Here is a 22,035-nt window from a genome sequence, read left to right as displayed (position 1 = left end):
ACAGACGAATTCGACGAAACGCCCGGCCGATCCCGTCCGGTCACGCGCGGTCGGCGGCGTATCGGGCGTCGGCGAGGCTCAGTCGTCCGCGGGTGCCGCGTCGGCCGACCCGGACTGTGCGGCTCCCGACGCGGGTCCGGTCACCGCCTCGGCGACCTTCTCGATCGGGTGCGGCGGGTTCTCGGCGTCGGCGTCGCGGTCGCCGAGCTGCGACCGACAGGACGCGCCCGGCGCGGTCACGGTCTCGCCCGAGCTCTCGTCGACCTGATCGAAGAGGATCCGACCGATCGCCTTCGAGATGTCGTAGTGTTCAGACTCGTAGCCGAAGGATCCGGCCATCCCGCAACACGAGGAGTCGAGCGGGTCGACGTCGTAGCCGGAGCGGCGGAGCACGCCGACCGCGTGGTGGTCCTTGTTCGTCGCCTTCTGGTTGCAGTGCCCGTGGTAGGTGAGCGACTCCGCGGGCGCGTCGAACGCCAACTGCTCGTCGACGCGGCCGACATCGAGGTACTCCAACACGCCGTAGGCGGCGGCCGAGACGGCCTCGACGTCCTCGCCGTCGAGCAGGTCGAGGTACTCGTCTTGGAACATCACCGCGTCCGAGGGCTCGACGAAGACGACGGACTGTCCCTCGCGGACCCGCGGCGCGAGCTTCTCGACGTTGGTCTCGGCCCGCTCGCGGGCGTCGTCGAGGAAGCCGGTCGAGAACGCCGCGCGGCCGGAGGGCGCGAGGTCGTCGGGAACCTCGACGCGAACGCCGGCCGACTCCAGTACCTCGACGGCCGCCTTCCCGGCCGCCGGATAGCTGTAGTTGGTGTACGTGTCCGGGAACAACGCGACGGTGTCCGTCGCCTCCGCGGGGTCGATCGTCGACCCGCCACGCGATTCGAACCACTCCTCGAAGCTCTCGGAGCGGAACGTCGGCAGTTCGCGGTCGGGCGCGATCCCGACGACGGCGTCCATCACCGCGCGAGCGCCCGGGATCTTCGCCGCCGCGTTCGAGATCGGCGCGAGCGTGCTCCCGAGCGCCGAGAACCGGTCGATGTCGCGGAAGATCCGCTCGCGGAGCCCCGACCCCTCCTCCTCGTGGTGTTCGTGTTTCACCTCGGCTTTCAGCTTCGCGAGGTCGACGCCGGTCGGACAGTCGCTCTTACAGCCCTTACAGCCGACACAGAGGCCGAGAACCTCCTCTTGGAACCGATCGGAGTGGATCTCGTCGTCGTCGAGTTCGCCGCTGATGGCGGCCCGGAGCATGTTGGCGCGCCCGCGAGTCGCCTGGATCTCTTCCTCGGAGGCGCGGTAGGTCGGACACATCACGTCGGAGTCCGTCTCCCGACAAGTGCCACACCCGTTACACAGCTCGACGAGGTGTGAGAATCCTCCCTCCTCGGAGAAGTCCAGGGTCGTCTGCGGCTCGATCGACTGGTACTCCGGTCCGTACCGGAGGTTCTCGCGCATGTCGGTGTCGGCGGCGGTGTCGGGATAGCCTCGCTCGGCGGCGGTGTCGCCGTCGACGTAGACGACCTTGCCCGGGTTCATCCGCCACTCGGGGTCGAACGTCGACTTGAGTTCCTGGAACGCACCCCACAGGTCCTCGCCGTACATCTTCGGGTTGAACTCGGTGCGTGCGAGGCCGTCGCCGTGCTCGCCGGAGAACGAGCCGTGGTGCTCCAACACGAGGTCGGTGACGTCCTCGGAGATGGAGTGCATCTTCTCGACGCCCTCTTCCTCCTTCAGCGAGAGGATCGGGCGGATGTGGAGCGTCCCGCTCCCGGCGTGCGCGAAGTAGGCCGCGGAGGTGTCGTGATCGTTCAGCACCTCCTCGAACTGGCCGACGTACTCGGCTAGCTCTTCCGGCGGTACCGTCGCGTCCTCGATGAACGGGTACGGTTTGGGGTCGCCTTTCATACCCATCAGAAGCGGGATCGCCGCCTTCCGGAGCTTCCAGATGTCCGCCTGGTCCTCCTCGGTGTATGCCTCGATCACGTCGAAGGCGTCACCCTCCTCGACGAAGTGGGCGTTCGTATCCGTGATCGCCGACTCGAAGTCGTCGACGAGTTCGGAGTCCCACTCCAGCATGAGCGCCGCGGCGGCCCGGTCGGGGATCGGCTCGGCGTACTGCGCGAACTCCTGTGAGCTGGCCGCGAGCGAGAACACCTCGTCGTCCATCAGTTCCACCGCGCTCACCGGGAACTCGAGCGCCTCCGGGACGGCCTTCATCGCGTCGACGAGCGAGTCGAAGGTGTACAGCGCGAGCGCCGTCTCCTCGGGGCGGGTGACGAGCGACACCTCGGCCTCGACGATGGTGCCGAGCGTGCCCTCCGCGCCGACGAACAGCTTCGAGAGGTTGATGACCTCCTCGCCGTCGTCGTTCTCGTAGATCACCTTGTGGAGGTTGTACCCCGACACAGAGCGCTTGAGGCTCGGGTACTTGTCGTCGATCTCCTCCCGGTTGTCCTCGACGAGCTGGCGAGTCGTCTCGTAGAGCGCGGCCTCCTGTCCGTCGCCGGAGACGATCTCCTCGTACTCCGGCGAGTCGAGTACGACCTCGCGGGTGTGGATGAGCGAGCCGTCCGCGAGCACGACCTTCAGCTCCTCGGTGTACGCGTCGGTGATCCCGTAGCGGACCGAGTGCGCGCCCGTGGAGTTGTTGCCGATGCCGCCGACGACCGTCGCGCGCGCCGACGAGGCCGGGTCGGGCGCGAACTTCAGTCCCTGTTCCGCGAGCCGGTCGTCGAGGTGGTCCTGGACCACACCGGGCTGGACCACCGCGCGGCGGTCGTCGGGCCGGACCTCGACTATCTCGTCCATGTTCGGGGTAAAATCGAGCACGACACAGCCCGGCCCGACGGTCTGTCCGCCGAGCGAGGAGCCCGCGCCTCGCGGGATGACGGGGACGCCGTGGTCGGCGGCGACCTGCATCGTCTCTTGGACGTCCTCGACCGACCGCGGCGTCACGACGCCGGCCGGCCGCGCCTGATAGATGCTGCCGTCAGTCGCGTACAGGATCTGCGCATACTCGTCGAATTGGACGTCGCCGTCGACGCGCGCCCGGAGGTCGGACGCCAGTTCTCGGAAGGCGGCTACGTCCGGCCGGTCGTGACCGAGCGCGGCAGACGACGTGTCGAGGTCCGTAATGTCACTCCCCCGCGTGGGCTCAGTTGCCATGTTACTACTGGACGGCGAGGAGCGAATAAATCCTTTGTTAAAAATGAATATGGTACCGAGTTCCCGTTCCCGTCGCAGTCGGTCGATGAACAGGCCGTCACCGCCGGGCCGTGCGACGCCGGTTGATCGCCGTGAGACGGCAGGGGGTCGGCCCTGATCCGGACCGGGGGCGCCTCTCGGTCTCCCGTCTGTGCGGCGCGGTTCGTCGGGATTTATTGTCTTCCCTGCGAGATGGCGACTCATGGAGATACTCCACACGTGTCTCAACGTCGAAGACGCGGACCGAACGGCTGACTGGTACGTCGAACAGCTCGGGTTCGAGCACTCGTGGGAGTTCACGACCGAGGACGGCGACACGCGCAACGTGTACGTCGCCGACGACGCGGGCGTGGAGTTCCAGCTGTCCGACACCGACGGCGAGACGCCGAGCGACGACGGCGACCGCTACGACCACGTCGCCGTCGGCGTCGACGACGTCGACGCGACCTTCGAGGAGATCGACCACCACGGCGTCGTGAAGGAGCCGGGCGACCAGCCGGCCGCCGGCGCGCGGACGGCGTTCGTGAAAGACCCCGACGGACACGCCGTCGAACTGATCGAGCCGCTGTAGTCGGACGCGTCTCCCGGCCGCTTTTTTCACCGCCCCGATACGAGCGCGGATTCGTCTCGCCGAGATCCGAAACACCGACGAGACGCGTCTCTCGCGACCGACGTCGGCGTCGACGGCGACACCCTGCTGGTCGTCTGGCTACAGCGACCCCGCCGCCTGCGCCTGATCGACTCGGCGCGTCGCCTGTGCCATCCGGTTCCCGGTCGCGGCCGCGAGCCCGGGCGGCAGCCCGTCGCGGGCCGCCGCCAGCCGCTCTTCGATCCGAGCGATCCGGTCGGCGACCGCCTCCAACTGTTGGCTCACGCCCGGCGCGTCTCCCTCGCGGGCCCGCGCCTCGGCGCGCTCGGCGGCGTCGACCGCGGCCGCGAGCGCGCGTTCGAGGCCGGTGATGGCGTTCGACGGCCCGCCGCTCGCGCTTCCGCCGTCACCGCCGTCCGTGTCGTCATCGTCGCCGTCGTCCGTGTCGCTGTCGTCGCCGTCCGTGTCGTCGTCGTCGCCGTCGTCTCCCCCCGCCGCGACCGCGGCCACCTCGGCGCGGGTCTCCTCGGCGATGTCGGCGACGAACCCGGCCAGGGAGGCCGCGCCCGTCTCGGGACTCTCGATCCGGATCGGCGGACCGGTCTCCGCCCCCGCGTCGTCGACCGACGGGGTGACCCGGTACGCGCCGATCTCTTCGGCCGCGTCGCGCACCTCGGCCGTGTACGCGCCGCCGGCGTGGACGTACACCGCGTCGGAGCCGTCGACCGCGGAGTCGTATATCCGGCCCGCGAAGTCGTCTTCGAGCCCGGCGCGCGCCAGTTCGGCCTCGCCCGCGGCCTCGCCGATCTCGACTCTGGTCGCGTCCTCGCGGGCGACGAGCGGGATATCGCCGTCGACGCCGGCGACCGTGACTTCGTCGGCAGCGACGCGCAGCCGCTCGCTGTGCGGCGTCCGTCCCGCACCGTTGACCGTGAGGCGGTGGTCGCCCTCTGAGACGCCGCTTGCGACGGCGACACCGCCGAACGTCGGGACCATTTCGGGGTCGCTTTCGATCAGCACGACCGACTCGACGGCCGCCTCGGTCACGGTCAGCCCCTCACCGTCCGGGGCCTCCTCGCTCTCGATCGCCTCCGTGACGCGGGCGACGACGCCGTCGAACGCGTCGGCGGCCGCGTCTCCGATCCCCGCGCCGTCGGCGACGGCCTCGTACCGGTCCGCGAGTTCCGCGCGGTGATTGCCGGCGCTGACGTCGACCGCCGGGTTCTCGTACCGGGGCTGTTCCCACGGCACGCCGGTCGTCGTGATGTGGCTCGCGACCGCGTCCTCGACGGCCTCCGGGACCGCGAACTCGAAGCTGAGCTGCGGCCCCGAAAACGACGTGATGTCCTCCAGGTCGCTCGTCTCGACGAGTTCGTACGCGACGACCGACTCGGCGACGTCGGCCGCCTCCGGATCGTCTCGGTCCCGGTGACGGAACGCCACTCCGGTCTCCCGAAGCGGGAGGTCAGTCGGCGGCGCAGTGAGGGCGTCGAGCGACCGGACCGTGAGCGCCTCGTCGACCAGCGAGTCGACGGTCACCGACGGGAGGTCGGGATGGTCGTACACCGGCTCGCCCTCGTACTCGGGGACGACGAACGGGAGTCGCATCCCCTCGTCGCGGGGGAGCCCGTACGCGATCGGGACGCCGAGGAGGTCCTCGACCGTGTCGATCGTCGCGTTCGTGATGTCCGCGAGCAGGCCGTCGCCGCCGACGCGCTGGAACCCGTCAGGGATCTCGTTGACCGACAGCGTGCTGGAGTGCGAGCCGAGCTCGGTGAGGATCCGCGGCACGCGATCGGGGTCGGGATCGAGGAACTCGTTGTTCGGGACGCTCCGAGAATGCGAACTGGCGACGTACAGCTGCGGGTCTCCCGTATCGAGGTCCACGAACACGTGGAGCACCTCCCAGTCGTGCCAGTGGAAGTTCGCGGTGAACTGGTCGAACGCGGAGTACATCCAGAACTGGACGACCGCGAGCGGCGAGTCCTCGTACCGGACCCCGTGATAAAAGACGGTCGGGTCCGGCGGCGCGCCGGCCTCGTCGTAGCGCTCGTGGTAGCCGTCGAACGCGTCGAACCCGTCGACCGCGGTCTCGCCGCCCTCCTCGACGGTGTACGGACGCGGATCGGTCGGGAACCACGGCTCCGCGGCGTCGAAATACAGCGTCGGAGCGAACCGCGCGGCGAGTTCGTCGAGGGTATCGGAGTCCAATCCGACCGTCTCCGACTCGGTCGGCTCACCCGCCGATCCGCTCGACTCGTCCCTCTCCGTTCCCTCGGTCGGGTCGCCAGCGCAGCCGGAGACGACGACGGTCCCCGCACCGGCGAGCGAGCCGAGGACGGACCGTCGCGCGACGCCGTCGGTGCGGTCGGTCATTGCATCGTCCACGACCGCAGCGGCGAATAAGTCTTCTGACGGACGCGTGCGAGACGATTGTACCCGTTAGCACACGAGCCAACCGCTCCGCGGCCGACAGCTAGAACCGGTCGCGAAGCTCGCCGCGGAGGTCCTCGAGATCGAGGTCCTTCATCGCGAGCAACACCAGCAAGTGGTAGACGAGGTCGGCGCTCTCGTAGGTGAGTTCGTCGAGATCGTCGTCTTTCGCCGCCAGAATGGTCTCCGTCGACTCCTCGCCGATCTTCTCTAACACCGCGTTCTCGCCCTTCTCGTGGGTGAACAGTGAGGCGGTGTACGACCCCTCGGGAAGCTCTGCCTTCCGCGACTCGATCGTGGCGAACAGCTCGTCGAGGACGGCCTCGTCGGGGAGGCGGTCGGCGTCGGGCGCGTCCGTACCGCCGTCAGTAGCGATCCCGGTGCCGTCGTCGGTCGGCCCGTCGCCACCGGCGGGATCGCTCACGCCACCACCTCCCGCTGCGGGAAGAAGGCGAGGTCGTGGATCCGCGGATCGTCGGTGAGTTCCGGGTGAAACGCGGTGGCGAGGACGGGGCCGTCCCGCACGGCGACCGGCCGGCCGTCGACGGCGGCGAGGGTCTCGACGCTCGGACCGACGTCGTCGATGAGCGGCGCGCGGATGAACACGGCGTGGAAGGGCTCTGAGAGCCCGCCTACCGACAGCCCCGCTTCGAACGAGTCCTTCTGCCTGCCGAACGCGTTCCGATCGACGGAGACGTCGACGAGCCCGAGCGGGTCGACGCGGTCGTCTTTCGCGTCGCGCGCGCAGACGATGAGTCCGGCGCAGGTCGCGAGGACGGGCTTGCCTGCCGCGACGTGGTCACGGATCTCGGCGGCGATACCCTCGCGGTGGAGCAGCCGCGAGATCGTCGTTGACTCGCCGCCCGGCACGAGGAGGACGTCGCAGTCGGGCACGAACCCCGCCTCGCTGATCTCGACGACCGTCACGGGCTCGTCGTGAGCGGCCGCGGCGTTCCGGACGGCCGCGGCGTGTTCGGCCACGTCGCCCTGCACGGCGATGACGCCTGCTTGCATAGCCGTCGATCCGTCGGGGACGGGCAAAAAGGACGCGCTACGCGGACGAACGTCTATCTATCGGCGTCCCTGGCGAACGACTTATGCGACCGTCAGGGAGAGGATCTGGACGAACACGCCGAAGAGGACGCAAAAGGCGAGGACGGTTTTCGGGTTCATCGTGATCGCGTCTCGGCCCTGGTTGTCGAAGTAGCGGACCAGTCCCGCACTCGACATCAGGCCGCCGGAGTTGGAGCCACTGCTCATACGCTCTCGTGCGTCTCTCCGCGTTCTAAACGTTTCGTTCGTGTTCGGGTGACTCGGCGCCGCGCCGGAACGGAGCCTCGCCTCCACGCGTCGGAGCGGCCGCGCCGTCGCCGGTCGCCACACGATCGCTGTCGAGTCGGCGTATCTCGGTCGCGGTGTCGGCGGTCCTGTGCTCGAATACGCACGAGTGGGAAACCCTTATGCGCGGTGCGACGGTAGGTTGCGGCGGATAATGACTGTTCGACTGCTGGATTTTCATGCAGACTGGTGTGGCCCGTGTAAGACGCAGGACCCGATCCTCGAGGAGATTCAGGAGGACCTCGGTGATGCCTTCGAACTGCAGAAGGTGAACGTCGACGAGGAACAGGACGTCGCCAACCAGTACCAAGTGCGTTCGCTCCCGACGCTGATCATCGAGAACGACGACGGCGTCGTCGACCGGTTCGTCGGCGTCACACAGCGCGAGGACATCGAAGCAGCGCTTTCCGAGGCGGGCGCGTAAGCCGGACAGTCGGACCGACGCCCACGAGCGGCGCGTCTCGCAAGCTTTTACAGCGTCGCCACGACAGTAGTCGTATGGCCAGTTTCGACGCCGCGGAACGCCGCAACCTCGACCGACACGTCTGCATGCGCTGTAACGCCCGCAACTCCCCCGACGCCGACCGCTGCCGCAAGTGCGGCTACACGAACCTCCGTCCGAAGGCGAAAGAACGCCGCGCCGCCTAGAGCAGCCGGTCTGTCCGGTCTGGTGGTTCCACTCCACCGTTCCCTATCCTATTCAATCGTCCGCGAGCGACGCGACATCGAGTTCGGCGGCGTCCTCTCTCCGCACCGTCGACCGGTTCGATCGGGGGTCCTTCTCGACGGTGACGAGTTCGTCTGCGGCCCCCACCAGTTCGTCGTCGTGGCTGACGATGAGGATCTGTCGCACGCCGAACCCGCGCATCTCCTCGACGAGGCGAACGAGTCGGGAGACGTGGCCGGAATCGAGAAAGACCGTCGGCTCGTCGAGGATGAGCGGTGGCGTCGGCGCGGCACCCTCGATCCCTTCTGAGAGCAGCCGGTAGATCGCACACCGCAGCGAGAGATTGAACAGCGCGCGCTCGCCGCCGGAGAGCTGTTCCGGGTCCAGCGTCTCGCCGTCCTTCTGATACACCGTGAGGACGTACTCGCCGTCGAGTTCGATGTGGGAGTAGGCGTCGTTGCCGTAGACGAGTTCGAACGTTTCGTTGAGGGTCCGCTCCAGCTCGGCGACGTTTCGCTGACGCAGCTCCGCACGCAGGTCACCGTACATCGCCTCCAGGTCGCTCGTCTCTTCGTAGAGTCCGTCGAGCGCCTCGACGGTGGCGGCCAGCTCGTCGCGCTCTTCGCGGAGCCGCTCCAACTGCGTGATCTCGCCTTCCACGCTGCCGATCGCGTTCTCCAGTTCACTCCGACGCTGCTCCAGCGTCTCCAGTTCGTCGGCGACCTCTTCGAGGTACTCCTCTGCCCGCCGCTTGGCCGTTTTCGCCTCCGCGACGGCGTCCGCGTCGACCGCATCCGCGAGTTCGTCGCGACGCTCCCGCTTGTCCGCGAGGCGGTCGCGACGCTCGTCGTTCACCTCCGCGAGGCTCTCGCGTTTCTCGCGGTGTCGCTCGATCTCATCTCTCGCGTCCGCGACCGCCTCCAGCCGCGATTCGATCTCGTCGAGCGCCTCCCGCGTGTCCGCGAGCGCGTCGAGTTCGGTCTCCAGTTCGCTCACTCGCTCTTCGGTCTCCGCGGCCTCCTCTCTCTTCTCCGATGCGACCCCGCGGGCCTCGTCGGCCCGCTCGCGGAGATCGCTCGCCTCCTCGCGCTTCTCGGCGGCGGCCTCTCGCTTCCGCTCTGCGGTCTCGCGCGTCTCCTCGACACGCTCGCCGAGCGTTTCGATCCGGTCGTCGATCGCGTCGAGCCGCTCGGCCGCCTCGACGAGCGAGCGGAGCGTGTCGACCCGCCCGTCGAGTTCGTCTTCGCGCTCACGGGCGGCCGAGAGCGTCGATTCGAGCTCTGTGACCCGCTCGCGGTCCTCCTCGATACCCGTCGCGTGCGGGGAGTCGTCGACGGGCTGACCGCACTCGGGACACTTGCCCGCCGCGAGCAGCTCTTCGGCCTCCGTGACGCGCTCGCGAGCGCTGTCCAGTTCGGCCGACAGCTCCGCGATCCGCTCGCGCGTCTCCGCGCGCTCCTCCCTGACCGCCTCCAGTCGATCGGCCGCGTCCTCCCGGTCGACGTCGGCGTCGGCGAACCGCTCGCGAAGGGTTTCGGCCTCCTCGCGGCGCTCAGCGATCGCGTCGGCGTGCTCGTCGGCGGTCGCCGCCGCGTCCTCGGCCTCCCCGTCGAGCGACTCGGCCTCCCGTTCCGCCTCTGCAGCGCGCTCGTCGAACTCGTCGGCCTTCGCCGCGAGGTTCGTCGCCTGGTTGCGGAACCCCTCGGCGTCCACCCGCCGCTCGTCGAGCGCGTCTCGGATCTCGGTCTCCCGCTCGTCGAGCGCCTCGCGTCGGTCCGCGATCGCCGCGTCCGTCGCGGCGTCGAGCCCGGTGGAATCGAGCCGCTCGCCAACTCTCGACTCTATCTCGTCGATCCGCTCGCGTGCCTCCGAGATCTCCTCACGGCGCTCGTCGCGCTTCCGCTCCGCCTCGCGGATCGCGGTCTCGATCTCGTCGATCTCCGCGTTCACCGACTCCAGCTCCGACCGCTTCTCCTCGTGGGTGGCGAGCGTCTCTTCGGCCTCCTCTCGGGTGTTCTTCGCCTGCTCTCGCTGGTTCTCGTAGCGCTCGATCTCGTCTGTCACCTCGGCGCGTTTCCCTTCGAGGGCGTTGAGCCGGTCGTGGAGGTCTTTCTCCGCTTTCTCGTCGATCTGCGCCTCCTTGTCTTCGAGCACCGCGCGCTTCGCGTTTCGAACGTCCTCGACGCCGAGGCGGGCGTCTCCGGCACGCTCGCGGTACTCCTCCAGCTTGCCGAGCTGGAGCAGGTCGTCGATCGTGTCTTGCCGCTCGCGCGGACTGGCGTTGATCAGTTCGTTCACCTCGCCCTGTCGGACGTACGCGCAGTTGACGAACGCCTCGGCGTCCATCCGGAGTAGTTCGGTGACGAACTCCCGTACCGACCGGGAGCCGTCACGGGTCACGTCGCTCCCGTCCGTCGCCTCGAGCGTGCACTGGTGGTCGATCCGCCCGTCGTACGCCCTGAGTCGCCGCTCGATGTGGTAGGACGCGCCGTCGTGGGTGAACCACAGTTCCACTTCCGTCTCTTCCTCGCCGTTCGTGATCACGTCGTCGAGCGTGCCGTCGAGCGCCGTCGAGCCGTACAGTGCGAAGAAGCACGCCTCCAGCAGCGACGACTTGCCGCTCCCGTTGAGCCCGTGGATGACGGTGACGCCCTCCGTCAGTCGGAGGTCGGCGTCGCCGTACGGCTTAAAATTCGAGAGGCGAACGCGGTCGAAGTTCACAGGTAGTCCTCCATGGACACTTGGCCGTCAGTGCCGACCTCGTCCGACGCGTCGGAATCGTCACCGTCAGCGGCCGGGGCCTCGCTCTCGGCGTCCCTCGCCGTCGGATCGAATCCGTCGAGGTCGTCGAGCCGCTCCTCGACCCGGCGTTTCACCGTCTCCCTGACGTTGCTATCGGGGACCGTATCCGATCGGACCGCCTCCTCGACGTCGAGCGCGGTCGACGAAAGCGACATCTCGTCGAGCCGCTCGCGGACCGCGTCCTCTGGATCGGCGAAGCTCACGTCGACGTCGGTGTCCGTCTCGATCTCCCGACGGTCGGTCACGCGGGCGATGAGCGCGCCCGCGTCGGTCGCGAACTCCTCGACCGCGGCCGGCGTGACCGGATCGCCCTCGCCGGTCACGTCGACGAGGACGACCGCGTCGTCGAGGTCGTGCTGGCGAACCTGTTCGCGCACGCGCGCCTCGCCCTCGCCTTCGCGGAGGTCGACCTCGACGAAGACGAACGGGCGGGTGTCGAGCGCGCGCCGCCGGATCTCCACGCGGTCGTCGCCCCCCGCCGCGTCGGCGTCGAAGGTCACGAGGTTGTAACCCCTCCCCTCCTTTTCGCTCGCGCTCGCGCGCTCGGTCGAGCCCGGATAGGTGACCCAGGTGTCTGCGACCTCGGCGACATCCGGCGTGTGGTTGTCTCCCAAGAGCATCGCGTCGAACGCGACCGCGCTCTCGGCGAGCACTTCCTCCGTGTCCCAGTCGGCGTAGCCGAACGGCTCGAAGAGGCCGTGTGCGACGAGGGCGGCGTACTCCGCGTCGTGGTCGGCGAACGCGTAGTCGAGGTCGTCGCGGCGGGAGACGGGAACGTGGTCGAGCCCGTAGAAGGCGGTGTCGCCGACGACGGTCGGTTCGTCCCCGAGCCGGGTCGCGAGCCCGAGCCGCTCGAACAGGTCGAGCCACTGGCCGCCACGCGTCGACTCGTGGTTTCCGACCACCGCGAGGAAGGGAATCCCGGCGTCGTCGAGCCGCCGGAGGACGGAGATAGTTCCCATCAGATCGGGGAGTTCCGGCCGTCGGTCGTGGAAGAGGTCGCCCGCGTGGACGACGGCGTCGACGTTGCCGTCGACCGCGTCGTCGATCACGGCCGCGAAGACGTCGAGGAAGTCCTGGCGTCGGACCGGCGAGTGGTACTGCGCGTACCCCACGTGGGTGTCGCCGGTGTGGATCACCCGTGTCATCTGTCCGCGTCTTGGCCGGTATCGGGTTTAGGGGTTCCGGGGGCGTTCGTCCCGGTCGACGCAGTCGGTGGCGGCGGCCGTCACCCGGCGGCGGCAGCCCGAAACCGGCGATACGCGTCGAGCGCCTCGCGGCCGCGCTCGGCCGCCGCGTCGTCGCCGTCGCGTTCGGCGGCCGCGATCGCGTCGCTCAGCCGGCCGAGCCCGCCGGCGTCGACGAACCCGGCGGCCCGCCGGAGGTCGGTGCGCGCGGCGTCCGCCTCGTCTATCACGGCGACGGCGGGACACGTCGCGGTGTCGGTGCGTGTCGCGAGCGCGGCGAGCGCGCGTTTGACTGCGGTAGTGGAGACCACGGGTCCCCTGCGTCGCCATCGGTGTTAACACCGGGGGAGAGTATACGGGTGTGACCGTACCTTACACTCCGAGCGTGTACAGCCGCTTTCGCGCGTCGGTGAACGAAAACCGGGCGTCCACGACGCCCTCGTCCTCTAGCCGCGAGAGTGCGTACCTGACCGTCCGCGGCGGGAGCAGCGTCTCCTCGGCGAGTTCGCTCTGCGTCAGGGTGTCGTTGTAATCGAGCACCTTCGCGACGAGTTTCGCGCTCGGCGGGAGGTCTCGGACGTCGCTCCAGCGGTCTGTTGCGCTCTCCTCGGTCACAACGGTATCGGTGGTACTCATGCGTATCGCTCTCTTTCTCATGCTGTATGATAATATTTACTATCCATTTTGATTATCCATAGTTATATCTCACTCGGCTCGACCGGAAGATCGTCCCCCACCCGAAACCTCTTACGCGCGAGACGCTTTATTATGCCCAATGACAGACACCGTCGACGACGTCGAGATGCCCTACGAGGGATCGGCGTCGAGACAGGAGAAGATCGAGTCGCTCCAAGAGGAGCTCGACGTGCTGGAGTCGCAAAACGAGGAGATGCGCGACAAGCTCCTCGACGCGAACGCCGAGAACAACAAGTACCAGCAGAAGCTCGAACGGCTCACCCACGAGAACAAGAAGCTGAAACAGTCCCCGCTGTTCGTGGCGACGGTGCAGGAGATCACACCGGACGGGGCGGTGATCAAACAGCACGGCAACAACCAGGAGGCGCTCACCGAGATCACAGACGAGATGCGCGAACGGCTCGATCCGGACGACCGCGTCGCCGTCAACAACTCGCTGTCGGTCGTGAAGAAGTTGGAGAAAGAGACCGACGTCAGAGCGCGCGTGATGCAAGTCGAACACTCGCCAGATGTCACCTACGCGGACATCGGCGGGCTCGACGACCAGATGCAGGAAGTCCGCGAGACCGTCGAGATGCCCCTAGAGCACCCCGACATGTTCGAAGACGTCGGGATCACGCCGCCGAGCGGCGTGCTACTGTACGGACCGCCCGGAACGGGGAAGACGATGCTGGCGAAGGCAGTCGCCAACGAGACGGACGCCACGTTCATCAAGATGGCCGGCTCCGAGCTCGTCCACAAGTTCATCGGCGAGGGCGCGAAGCTGGTCCGCGACCTCTTCGAGGTCGCGCGCGAGAACCAGCCCGCCGTCCTCTTCATCGACGAGATCGACGCGATCGCCTCGAAGCGGACGGACTCGAAGACCTCCGGTGACGCCGAGGTCCAGCGGACGATGATGCAGCTACTCAGTGAGATGGACGGCTTCGACGAGCGCGGGGAAGTGCGGATCATCGCCGCGACAAACCGGTTCGACATGCTCGATCCCGCCATCCTCCGTCCGGGCCGCTTCGACCGGCTCATCGAGGTCCCCAAACCGGAGACCGAGGGCCGCGAGATCATATTCCAGATCCACACCAGAAAGATGAACCTCGCGAGCGATATCGACTTCACGGAACTCGCCGAGATGACGCCCGACGCCTCCGGTGCCGACATCAAAGCGATCTGCACCGAGGCCGGGATGTTCGCGATCCGCGATGACCGCACGGAGGTCACGCTCGGCGACTTCCTCGACGCACACGAGAAGCTGCGGCAGGACGACGAGAACGGGGCGGACGACTCCCTGGCGTTCGCCTGACCGCGCCAGCCGCTCTCGGCTTCGAGTCGCGGTCGACCGCGATAGAGCTGTCTGTTCGTTCCGGAAGGACTCACGCTCCGGCGACGATCAGGTACGGACCCGCGAACACGAGCACGAATACCAGCCCGACCGCGACGGCGTACCCCAGTCCGACGCCCGCGAGCGCGCGCCACGCATCGCCGATCGGCCGATCGGTGTCCATGATCACATGTCCCCCGCCATCGCGCGGAACAGTGCGTCGGTCAACTCGTCGCGGTTCACCGTCGTTCCCTCCTCGTCGCCGGTCGGATCGACTGTCGGGGTGATCGTCCCGCCGCCCATCCGCGAGTGGCCGCCGCCGTCGCCGTTTTCGACGTCTGCGAGCACCGATTGGATCGCGTTGCCCATGTGGACACGGTCGTCCCGCGACCGCCCCGAGAGGTGGACGGTCCCGTCGCGCTCGCCGATGATGACGACGGCGCTCACGCCCTCCAGTTGGATCAGTTCGTCCGCGGCCTGCGGAATGGCGTCGACGTTGTTCACCCCACCGATGTCCGCGACCGCGAACGATCCCTCGATCCGCCGACCCGCGATCGCCCGCGCTTTCACCTCCAGCACCTCCGCGTCGACCGCCGGGTTGGCGATCCGGTCGAGCCGGTCCTGATCGACGCCCGGATACAGGTAGGCGGCGGCCGCGAAGTCCCGTTCGCTCGCACCGACCGTGAGATGTTTCGTGTCGGCCAGGATCCCGTACAACAACCCGGTCGCCGTGTCCGTGGACAGCGTCAGATCGCTTTCGGTCTCGCTCGCGTGCTTGTCTGGCGGGACCGGCGTCGCGCCGTTCTCCTCGAAGTACTCGGCGACGATCGACGCCGTCGCGCCGTAGTCGGTCCGCACGTCGGTGAACGCCTCGCCGGATCCGTCGCCCGGGTGGTGATCGACCACCGCCGTCGGAAGCACTCCGTCGGCCCCCGCGAACCCTCGCGGTTCGTTGTGATCGACCAAGACCACCGACTCGGCGGCGAGATCGCTCACGTGCTTGATGGGGTCCAGATCGAGATTGAGCACGGTTCGAAACGCCCGATTCTCTTGATGTCGGATCTGTCCGGGATACTGGACGGTCGCGTCGACACCGACCTGATTCGCGAGTGAGGCAACGCCGAGTGCGGCGGACATCGCGTCGGGGTCCGGGTTCGGGTGCATCAACACCGCGATCTCGTCCTGTTCGGCGAGCAGCCGACGGAATTTGACGCCGGCTGGACGACGGGCGCGGAACAACGCGTACGCGACGACGACACCGACACCGACGGCGAGGAGGACTGCCGCGGTCAGTTCCGGGTTCTCACGCGCGAGTTCGGTCGCTCGCGAGATCCGCTCGTCGGTCACGCTCCGTACCCACATGTCTGTCCGCGACTCGCTCCCGCCACATGAAGGTTGGTTACCGATCTGACTCACCGGGATCGGAGCGGTCGCTCCGTCACGAGTGCCGCTCGTTTCGAGTGCGAACCGTCCGTATCGCACTCCGGTATCCCTCGCGGAACGTCGGGTACGAGAACGCGTATCCGAGTTCGCGAAGCCGAGCGTTCGAGCAGCGCTTGCTCGTGCGGACCCGTCGTTCGGCAGTCGCCGAGAGGTCTCCATCGGCGATCCGCTCCGCCTTCGATCGCTTGACCGGACGGGGAACGCCGCACGCATCTGCGAGCCAGTCCGCGAACGCGTGTTTGTCCACCGGTTCGTCGTCGACGACGAGTACGGGCTCGCCGCGGGTCGCGTCGGCGTCGAGGACGAACCGGACCGCTCCGGCGGCGTCGTCTCGGTGAACCATGTTCAGATACCCCGCCGTAACCGGCCCGTCGAGGTAGCGGTCGATCCGGTACCGGTCCGGCCCGTACAGTCCCGCGAAGCGCGCGACCGTCCCGTCGATGCCGACCTCGTCGGAACCCTCGATCGCGACGCGTTCCGCCTCCGCGAGCACGCGGGTCTTCTCCGTCGTGGGATCGATCGGCGTCTCCTCGTCGACCCACGCGCCGCCGTGGTCGCCGTACACGCCGGTCGAGGAGGTGTACACGAGTCGGTCCGGCGTCGTCGCCCGCGAACCGTACTCGTCGATGACGTTCCGGAGCCCGTCGACGTACACCGATCGGGCGGCTTCGGCCCCGCGACCGCCGGAACTCGCGGCGAACACGACCGCGTCGGCGTCGGGGAGCGATTCGAGCGACGACGGAACCGTCGCGTCCGCACGGACCGCCGAGACCCTCCCGTCCGTTTCGCCGCCGCGGTCGTCGAGTTCCCGTATCGCGTCGAGCCCGTCGGCGGACCGCCGCACGCCGGAGACGTCGTGTCCGCCCTCGGCGAGCTGTCGGGCGAGTTCCATGCCGACGTATCCGCACCCGACGACGACGACCCTCATCGCTTCCGCCGCTCGATGAGCGCGGCTATCTCCGCAAGTTCGCCGACCGTCATCGCGGCGCGCCCCTCCAGCGCCTGCTGGACCTCCTGTCCGGTCAGGTCCGCGTCGATTCCGGCGGCGATCGTGTCGACGTCGAGGACCGCCGTCGTCATGCCCATCAGGAGGTGATCCCTGAGTTCGGCCACGACGACGTCGGCGTCGCGGTCGTCGGACAGCGCAAGCACCGCCGCACCGTCAGCCACTGTCACCTCGTCGACATCGCCGTCGAGGGCAGCGTCGGCGCTCTCGGCGTCCAAGCCGGCCTCCTCTTGCAGCCTCGTCCGTCCGGCGTCTGCCGCCGTCTCGCTCAGCGCCGTCCCGAAGGCCGAGCGAAGCGAAGCCGCGGTCACGTCCGCGGTCTCACCGTCCTCCGTCGCCGCCTCTCCGCTTTCTCTCGCCGCGTCGTCGACGACCTCGTGAAACATGGTCCCACTCGGCGGGCGGATCGCAAAACGTCTGTGGTCGCCCGGTTCGGCGCGGTGACCGACGAGCGTCGAGCAGCCGTCGACGGTCAGACGGCCCGTACTCACGACGCCGTGCAGTCGTCGTCCGCGGCCGACGTGGTCGCCATCGGTCCGGGACACGGCCACCCGCTCGACGTTTCATCGCGGACGCCGTCGACGTCGCCGACGCCAGGCGGACCGGCCGGTACGGCGACCACGACGACGGTCGACGTCTCGAAGCGCACCGGTTCCGTCTTTCCGATAGAGACCGATGTGCCGCCGACATCGACCGCGACCGTCCCCTCCTCACGGACGTACTCGAAGCGGCTGCCCGGTGTTCCGACGTCGGCCCGCAGTGCGAACCGCGGGTACTCGCCGCGGATCTGGACCCGCCACGCGTTCACCGTCGCCACCCAGTAGCCGGGGACGGGAGCGACCGGCAGCCCCGCGCCCACGCGCCGTACCGGCTTCGGCTCCCACTTCTCGACCGCCTCCTCGCCGTACTCCTCGACGGCCTTCTCTCTCACCGCCTCCGCGGCGCGATCACCCGCCGCCGCCATCTCGGCCTCGATGGACTTCTCCATCCGGTCCCGGAGCAACAGCCGCGCGCCGTCGGTCGGCCCCTCGACGAACCGCGCCGGGATTCGGACCGCGTCGCGGCCGGCTGCCGTCCGCGTCTCGACTCGAAGCCGCGCCGCGAGCCCCGTCTCGGCCGCTTCCGACAGCGACCCAATCGCCGCGGCCTCGGTTGCGACCCGATCCGGGTACGTCCCGTCGCCCACCGCGACGGCCCGATCCCCGACCGAATCGTATCGGTCAGACACGCGCGCGAGCACGCCACGCCGCTGTGCCGCCGTCAACGACGTCTGCGTGCGAAGTGCCGCCGCGAGTTCGAGATCGATAGCCCGGAGCGATTCGTCGACTCTGCCGGCGAGAACGTCTCTGTCCGCCCGAAGATCCGGATCGTCGCCCTCGGCGAGCACGTCGTCAGCCAACCGCAGCGCCCGCCCGGCGGTCTCGATCCGAACCGTGTCGCCGGTCCCGATCAGCCGGTCGACGATACCGGCCGACACGTCCCCGTACGGGACGGTGACGTAGTTGATGTTCCGGACGGCGAGCGGCCGTGTCGTCGTGCCGTTCAGCCCCGGGACGTCTGCCCCGTCGACTGCTGTCCGAGGCAGGTACCCCGGACTGCCGGTCGGTGCGAACGTCACCGGGCCGCCCGGGCCGCCCTCCGCGACGACGTGCGTCCCCGGGTCTCGTGCGGCCTCACGGCTCGCGATCACGTCACCGACCGGCGGGCCGTCGAACGCGCCGTTCACGCGGTCGAAAAAGCCCGTCGTCGCGGCTTCTCGATCGGCGGCGGCCGACTCCAGTTCTTCGACGACGGCGTCGACGAACGCGGCCCGCGCGGCTGTCCGAGCGCGATCGACGGACCCGTCGTAGGTCTCGGGAGCGTCGATCAGATCGCCGCGGCGGTCGCGGACAGCGTCTGCGAGGTCGGCGTACGGTTCCGCCTCGCCGACGGCGGCCGCCTCCATCGAGGCCGACGTTTCGATGTCTCGCACTCTCTCCGACAGCGCCGAGACGTCGTTTGCGATCAGCGCGCGATCAGCGTCGGATCGGTCGCCGTGGACGGTCGTGGATCGCCTGACGCTCCCGTCTTCGACTGCGGCGCGTGCGACTCGATCGACGCCGCCGTCGGTGTCGACGTCGAGGTCGGAGCGGGCGGCTCCCGGCGCGTCGCGGAGATCTGGGCCGTCCGTTCGCCCGCCAGATCCGAACGTCGCCGCGGGTCGATCGGGGGCCCCGTCTGTCGGCGCGTGGCGTCCCGTGACGTCGACGCGGACGCGGTATCGGTCCGTCGTTCGATCGTACGTCGTCGTCTTGCGCGTGCTGACTCCCGTTATGGTCCCGTCGGCCCCCTCGTGAACGACGGTCCGTTCCCACCGGGCCTTCGCTGTCCGATCGACCGACACGGCTCGCGTCGCGCGTCCGAACGACCTCGACTCTCCCGGTTCGGTCGTTCCAGTGGGCGTCCCGCGGGGAACGCTGCTGCCGGAGACGACCGGTGTCCGTTCGTCGTGGTCGATCTCGTCGAGGACCCAGTCTTCGCCGAAGTCCGGACGGGGTGGGTCGAGACGCCCGCCGTCGACCGTCTGCGTCGTCGACGTGCGAAGCGCCGCAGTCACGCGATAGGTTCGGTCGGCGATCGCCCCGACGTCGTCGTGAACGGTGACGGCACCGACGTCCGCGGCGTGACCGACGGTGACCGACGTCCGTTCGGCTTCGGAGTCACGCTCCGGGTCGTACACCGCCCGCTCGCTCTCCGACGTTCGATCGGTCTCCGGAGTGGGTGCGGAGAGCACGCTGTCGGTCCACGCCGACTCGTCAACGCCGGTCGGTTCGAGCAGGTCCACGACCCCCGTTCGCGCGGTCGCGCGAGCGACCCCGCCGCGCGCCGCCGGATCGCTCGCGCCGAAGACGTCTCGTTGTACCCGAACGATACCCGCGTTTGTCGACAGTTCGACGTGTCTGTTCGCGAGGACGTTCTCGATCGGCGCGCCGCCGTACTGGCCGTATCCGCGGGCCCACGTCGTCGCGTAGAGACTCGCAGTGACCTGTCGCCCGAGTCCCGGCCCCTCGACCGGCCCGCGATCGAGCCGCGCTTCGAACCGCTCCGTGCGCTCGTGTGCCGCGAGGGTCGGCACCGCCACCACGACGGTCCGGTCCGTGGTCTCCTCGACGACGGTGCGTCCGTTCCGGTTCGCCGTCGTCGTCACCGCCTCGAACGTCACGCGCACCGCAGTCCCGTTCGCCACCGGAGCGATCCGGACGCGCTCGCGCGCGGAGATGAGATCGTTCACCTCGTCGACCGGCGGAAGCGATGCGTTCGCGGTGACGGCTCCGACATCCGCCGTGACGTTCGAGAGCGCCGCATCCCCGGCTATCGCGAGCCGGATTCGGAACGCGTCTTCGAACGCCGATCCGTCCCGTACCGCCGCCCCAGCACCTCCGTCGGCATCCGACGGCGCGGTCACGGGCTCCGCGGCCACGGCGTGTGCCGTCTCCCGCGCAGCGGTCCGGAGCGCCGCGGTCGCGTCGGTCTCCGCGCGCTCGACGGCTCGTTCGACGCTTCGGTCCTCGGCGATCAGTCCCTGATCCGCGACGCCCGCGGCGTACGCCGAACTGGACACCAGCAACAGAACGCCGATCAGCGCGAACGGCACGCGGGCGCGCTCGTCGACGACGAACGCCCGACGCCGTCGGTCGATCAGTGAACACCGGCCGGACTCGTCCGCGTCGCCTCGATTTCGCACGGTCACCACCTCCTGACCACGATCCGGACGTGGCCGCCCGACGCGTCGGCGGCGTCCGGAACGGGTTGGGTGATCACCGCGGCCGTGGTGTCGACGCCCCGCGGCGGTGCGCTCCCGACGGTGACGGGCGCGGGGGGTCCCGCCGCGCTCGGCGTCGTGGAATCGTTGGTTTCGCCGGGTTCCGTAGACGGGTGACCGACGGCGACCGCCCGAGCGGTCGGATCGACCGAGCGAACCGCTCGAACGCGAGCGTCGATCCGCGTCCGGTCGTCGAGCCCCGCCGCGACCACCGCCAGCGTCCGTCGCTCGAAGGCGTCTACAGACCGGTCCTCGTCGGTTGCCGTTCCGACGTCCGCGTCTCCCGTCCCGTTCGCGGTGAGTAGCGCCAGAAGCTCCGCACGTGTCGCGTGGACGGTCCGACTCCCGTCAGGGGCGCTCCGATCCGCGTAGGTCACCGTCACCGTCTCCGTCGAGAGGCGGTCCGCGACCTCGCCCGCGGTCGGTGTCTCCCCTCCGTTCGGGAGTCCACCGGACGAGAGCGCGACGACGCTCGCCGAGACGCAGAGGAGCATCACCGTCACGTCGAGCACGGTACTCGTCATCGCCGCACCGCCGCCCGCAGCGTGCCGCGTACGTTCCGTCCCGGTGCGACCCGCACGGTCACGGTTCGGCGTGCGACCGCGATCCGATCGGACGCGAACGGATCGTCCAGTGCCGGCGCGTTCGCCCCCGAGTCGATGCGCCACGTCTCGCCGCCGGCGCGGACTTCGACCGTGGTCGCGTATCGCAGGCGCGTCACGCCGGCCAGCCGCTCCGGGTCCACGACGCCGCCGACCGTCACTCCCGGCTCGATCCGGTCGAGCGTCGCCTCTGCGACCGGCCGGTCGTGCTCCGGCATCGCGTCGTCGATCGCGGCGACGTACAGGCCCAGCGCCGCACCGACGGCCAGCACCGCGACGAGCGCGGCGACCGGTTCGACCGCGGCGCGGTCCGTGCGGCTCACCGTACCACCTCCCGCGGTCGCGTGACCGGTATTCCCGCGGGTTCTCGACTCCAGACCGATACGAACCGAATCACCCGACCAGCGTGACATGGACACTCCCGTAGTGGACTCGCCGCACGGCGAGTCGGTCCGGTGCCGGTTTCCACTCCGCGTCGGCGTCGCGCGCTCGATCGGCGGCGGCCGCGAAGGCGGTCGGATCGTCGAAGGCCGCCGAGGGCGGAACGCCGTCGAGCACGCGCCGAAGCCCGCCGCTTCCGTCGGTTCGATTCCGCTCCGTCTGTCTCGCGAGGACGGGAGTTATCTTCGGACCGTGTAACGACGCCGTTCCGGTTCCCCCGTCGCTCCGTAACGCGACCGACCGCTCCGTGAGTCGTATCCGGCTCGCCGCGAGTCCGTGTTCGGCCCGCGACGGATGGGGGCCATCGGCGACCGAATCGATCGTGTGTGCCACACCGCTCACATCCGGCGGCGGAGACGCCGGAAGCGTCGCCGCGACGCCCGCCGTCGCGACGCTCACCAGTGCGAGTCCGAGCCACGCGTACGTGGCGTCGACGTTCGTCTCGAACATGAGGCGGTTGGCCGCGGCTCGATATATAAGCTGTCGCGCCCGTCGGTTCTCCGTCGGACA

Annotated in this window: 21 protein-coding genes; 4 read left to right on the top strand and 17 right to left on the bottom strand. The window is 68.9% G+C overall.

Going from position 1 to position 22,035, the window contains the following annotated elements; translation table 11 throughout:
* Nucleotides 1-78: 78 nt before the first annotated feature.
* The gene (locus tag ACZ45C_RS14545; protein ID WP_460561484.1) at nt 79-3,168 is read right to left on the bottom strand and encodes an FAD-binding and (Fe-S)-binding domain-containing protein; all 3,090 of its coding nucleotides are present in this window, start codon (nt 3,166-3,168) and stop codon (nt 79-81) included.
* A gap of 241 nt (nt 3,169-3,409) precedes the next feature.
* Here ACZ45C_RS14545 and ACZ45C_RS14540 point away from each other — a divergent pair, with 241 nt between their 5' ends.
* Nucleotides 3,410-3,778: a VOC family protein gene (locus ACZ45C_RS14540; RefSeq protein ID WP_460561482.1), complete on the top strand. Its 369-nt coding sequence runs from the start codon at nt 3,410-3,412 to the stop codon at nt 3,776-3,778.
* Between the two features lie 138 nt (nt 3,779-3,916).
* Here the strand turns inward: ACZ45C_RS14540 and ACZ45C_RS14535 are convergent, their stop codons facing one another.
* The 4 genes from ACZ45C_RS14535 to ACZ45C_RS14520 all read right to left on the bottom strand — a co-directional run bounded on the left by ACZ45C_RS14535 (nt 3,917) and on the right by ACZ45C_RS14520 (nt 7,489).
* Nucleotides 3,917-6,172 (bottom strand): hypothetical protein, encoded by a 2,256-nt coding sequence (locus ACZ45C_RS14535; protein WP_460561480.1) that lies wholly within the window; start codon nt 6,170-6,172, stop codon nt 3,917-3,919.
* A gap of 100 nt (nt 6,173-6,272) precedes the next feature.
* Nucleotides 6,273-6,605: a phosphoribosyl-ATP diphosphatase gene (gene hisE, locus ACZ45C_RS14530; RefSeq protein WP_460561808.1), complete on the bottom strand. Its 333-nt coding sequence runs from the start codon at nt 6,603-6,605 to the stop codon at nt 6,273-6,275.
* Nucleotides 6,606-6,649: 44 nt separating this feature from the next.
* On the bottom strand, nt 6,650-7,243 hold the full coding sequence (pdxT, locus tag ACZ45C_RS14525) for a pyridoxal 5'-phosphate synthase glutaminase subunit PdxT (RefSeq protein WP_460561478.1): 594 nt from the start codon (nt 7,241-7,243) through the stop codon (nt 6,650-6,652).
* An 81-nt stretch (nt 7,244-7,324) separates the two neighbouring features.
* A complete protein-coding gene (locus ACZ45C_RS14520; protein WP_049984357.1) occupies nt 7,325-7,489 on the bottom strand; it encodes a preprotein translocase subunit Sec61beta in 165 nt (54 codons plus the stop codon).
* A 232-nt stretch (nt 7,490-7,721) separates the two neighbouring features.
* Between ACZ45C_RS14520 and ACZ45C_RS14515 the strand changes: the two genes are divergently transcribed.
* Together ACZ45C_RS14515 and ACZ45C_RS14510 are read left to right on the top strand one after the other, a co-directional pair.
* Nucleotides 7,722-7,991, top strand: coding sequence for a thioredoxin family protein (locus tag ACZ45C_RS14515; protein WP_008002506.1), 270 nt, complete (start codon nt 7,722-7,724; stop codon nt 7,989-7,991).
* Between the two features lie 74 nt (nt 7,992-8,065).
* Nucleotides 8,066-8,215 carry a 50S ribosomal protein L40e gene (locus ACZ45C_RS14510; protein WP_460561476.1) on the top strand — a complete coding sequence of 50 codons (150 nt, stop codon included), beginning with the start codon at nt 8,066-8,068 and terminating at the stop codon, nt 8,213-8,215.
* Between the two features lie 52 nt (nt 8,216-8,267).
* Here the strand turns inward: ACZ45C_RS14510 and rad50 are convergent, their stop codons facing one another.
* The 4 genes from rad50 to ACZ45C_RS14490 form a co-directional block, all read right to left on the bottom strand.
* Nucleotides 8,268-10,955 carry a DNA double-strand break repair ATPase Rad50 gene (gene rad50 / locus ACZ45C_RS14505; protein WP_460561474.1) on the bottom strand — a complete coding sequence of 896 codons (2,688 nt, stop codon included), beginning with the start codon at nt 10,953-10,955 and terminating at the stop codon, nt 8,268-8,270.
* Nucleotides 10,952-12,184 (bottom strand): DNA double-strand break repair protein Mre11, encoded by a 1,233-nt coding sequence (mre11, locus tag ACZ45C_RS14500; RefSeq protein WP_460561472.1) that lies wholly within the window; start codon nt 12,182-12,184, stop codon nt 10,952-10,954. The genes rad50 and mre11 overlap by 4 nt, the downstream gene beginning before the upstream one ends.
* A gap of 80 nt (nt 12,185-12,264) precedes the next feature.
* Nucleotides 12,265-12,534: a hypothetical protein gene (locus ACZ45C_RS14495; protein ID WP_460561470.1), complete on the bottom strand. Its 270-nt coding sequence runs from the start codon at nt 12,532-12,534 to the stop codon at nt 12,265-12,267.
* Nucleotides 12,535-12,595: 61 nt separating this feature from the next.
* Complete coding sequence (locus tag ACZ45C_RS14490) at nt 12,596-12,859, bottom strand: winged helix-turn-helix domain-containing protein (RefSeq protein ID WP_460561468.1); 264 nt, start codon at nt 12,857-12,859, stop codon at nt 12,596-12,598.
* Between the two features lie 139 nt (nt 12,860-12,998).
* Between ACZ45C_RS14490 and pan1 the strand changes: the two genes are divergently transcribed.
* The gene (gene pan1, locus ACZ45C_RS14485) at nt 12,999-14,213 is read left to right on the top strand and encodes a proteasome-activating nucleotidase Pan1 (RefSeq protein WP_460561466.1); all 1,215 of its coding nucleotides are present in this window, start codon (nt 12,999-13,001) and stop codon (nt 14,211-14,213) included.
* Between the two features lie 70 nt (nt 14,214-14,283).
* On the opposite strand, the gene ACZ45C_RS14480 is transcribed toward pan1, so the two are convergent.
* From ACZ45C_RS14480 to ACZ45C_RS14445, 8 genes are all read right to left on the bottom strand, one after another.
* Nucleotides 14,284-14,415, bottom strand: coding sequence for a hypothetical protein (locus tag ACZ45C_RS14480; protein WP_460561464.1), 132 nt, complete (start codon nt 14,413-14,415; stop codon nt 14,284-14,286).
* Between the two features lie 2 nt (nt 14,416-14,417).
* The gene (locus ACZ45C_RS14475; protein WP_460561462.1) at nt 14,418-15,593 is read right to left on the bottom strand and encodes a DHH family phosphoesterase; all 1,176 of its coding nucleotides are present in this window, start codon (nt 15,591-15,593) and stop codon (nt 14,418-14,420) included.
* 76 nt (nt 15,594-15,669) lie between these two features.
* A complete protein-coding gene (locus ACZ45C_RS14470; protein ID WP_460561461.1) occupies nt 15,670-16,602 on the bottom strand; it encodes an NAD-dependent epimerase/dehydratase family protein in 933 nt (310 codons plus the stop codon).
* Nucleotides 16,599-17,066 (bottom strand): DUF5791 family protein, encoded by a 468-nt coding sequence (locus ACZ45C_RS14465; protein WP_460561806.1) that lies wholly within the window; start codon nt 17,064-17,066, stop codon nt 16,599-16,601. Before ACZ45C_RS14465 ends, ACZ45C_RS14470 begins: the two co-directional genes overlap by 4 nt.
* 101 nt (nt 17,067-17,167) lie before the next feature.
* Nucleotides 17,168-20,413 (bottom strand): DUF7286 family protein, encoded by a 3,246-nt coding sequence (locus ACZ45C_RS14460; protein ID WP_460561459.1) that lies wholly within the window; start codon nt 20,411-20,413, stop codon nt 17,168-17,170.
* Nucleotides 20,407-21,006 (bottom strand): DUF7284 family protein, encoded by a 600-nt coding sequence (locus ACZ45C_RS14455; protein ID WP_460561457.1) that lies wholly within the window; start codon nt 21,004-21,006, stop codon nt 20,407-20,409. Before ACZ45C_RS14455 ends, ACZ45C_RS14460 begins: the two co-directional genes overlap by 7 nt.
* A complete protein-coding gene (locus ACZ45C_RS14450) occupies nt 21,003-21,497 on the bottom strand; it encodes a DUF7285 family protein (RefSeq protein ID WP_460561455.1) in 495 nt (164 codons plus the stop codon). Before ACZ45C_RS14450 ends, ACZ45C_RS14455 begins: the two co-directional genes overlap by 4 nt.
* Nucleotides 21,478-21,975: a DUF7283 family protein gene (locus ACZ45C_RS14445; RefSeq protein WP_460561453.1), complete on the bottom strand. Its 498-nt coding sequence runs from the start codon at nt 21,973-21,975 to the stop codon at nt 21,478-21,480. The genes ACZ45C_RS14450 and ACZ45C_RS14445 overlap by 20 nt, the downstream gene beginning before the upstream one ends.
* Nucleotides 21,976-22,035: the final 60 nt, after the last annotated feature.

This window comes from Halorubrum pallidum (assembly GCF_055380345.1).
Note: the sequence above shows the minus strand (reverse complement) of the source record. Positions and strands in the feature narration are given on the sequence as shown.

Excerpts from the sequence above, each read along its gene's own strand:
- ACZ45C_RS14540 (WP_460561482.1), top strand. The coding sequence starts at position 3,410 with ATGGAGATACTCCACACGTGTCTCAACGTCGAAGACGCGGACCGAACG.
- mre11 (WP_460561472.1), bottom strand. The coding sequence starts at position 12,184 with ATGACACGGGTGATCCACACCGGCGACACCCACGTGGGGTACGCGCAG.
- pan1 (WP_460561466.1), top strand. The coding sequence starts at position 12,999 with ATGACAGACACCGTCGACGACGTCGAGATGCCCTACGAGGGATCGGCG.
- ACZ45C_RS14545 (WP_460561484.1), bottom strand. The coding sequence starts at position 3,168 with ATGGCAACTGAGCCCACGCGGGGGAGTGACATTACGGACCTCGACACG.
- ACZ45C_RS14510 (WP_460561476.1), top strand. The coding sequence starts at position 8,066 with ATGGCCAGTTTCGACGCCGCGGAACGCCGCAACCTCGACCGACACGTC.
- ACZ45C_RS14445 (WP_460561453.1), bottom strand. The coding sequence starts at position 21,975 with ATGTTCGAGACGAACGTCGACGCCACGTACGCGTGGCTCGGACTCGCA.
- ACZ45C_RS14520 (WP_049984357.1), bottom strand. The coding sequence starts at position 7,489 with ATGAGCAGTGGCTCCAACTCCGGCGGCCTGATGTCGAGTGCGGGACTG.
- ACZ45C_RS14535 (WP_460561480.1), bottom strand. The coding sequence starts at position 6,172 with ATGACCGACCGCACCGACGGCGTCGCGCGACGGTCCGTCCTCGGCTCG.
- ACZ45C_RS14480 (WP_460561464.1), bottom strand. The coding sequence starts at position 14,415 with ATGGACACCGATCGGCCGATCGGCGATGCGTGGCGCGCGCTCGCGGGC.
- ACZ45C_RS14450 (WP_460561455.1), bottom strand. The coding sequence starts at position 21,497 with ATGTCACGCTGGTCGGGTGATTCGGTTCGTATCGGTCTGGAGTCGAGA.
- ACZ45C_RS14455 (WP_460561457.1), bottom strand. The coding sequence starts at position 21,006 with ATGACGAGTACCGTGCTCGACGTGACGGTGATGCTCCTCTGCGTCTCG.
- ACZ45C_RS14470 (WP_460561461.1), bottom strand. The coding sequence starts at position 16,602 with ATGAGGGTCGTCGTCGTCGGGTGCGGATACGTCGGCATGGAACTCGCC.
- ACZ45C_RS14490 (WP_460561468.1), bottom strand. The coding sequence starts at position 12,859 with ATGAGTACCACCGATACCGTTGTGACCGAGGAGAGCGCAACAGACCGC.
- ACZ45C_RS14465 (WP_460561806.1), bottom strand. The coding sequence starts at position 17,066 with ATGTTTCACGAGGTCGTCGACGACGCGGCGAGAGAAAGCGGAGAGGCG.
- pdxT (WP_460561478.1), bottom strand. The coding sequence starts at position 7,243 with ATGCAAGCAGGCGTCATCGCCGTGCAGGGCGACGTGGCCGAACACGCC.
- ACZ45C_RS14475 (WP_460561462.1), bottom strand. The coding sequence starts at position 15,593 with ATGTGGGTACGGAGCGTGACCGACGAGCGGATCTCGCGAGCGACCGAA.
- ACZ45C_RS14515 (WP_008002506.1), top strand. The coding sequence starts at position 7,722 with ATGACTGTTCGACTGCTGGATTTTCATGCAGACTGGTGTGGCCCGTGT.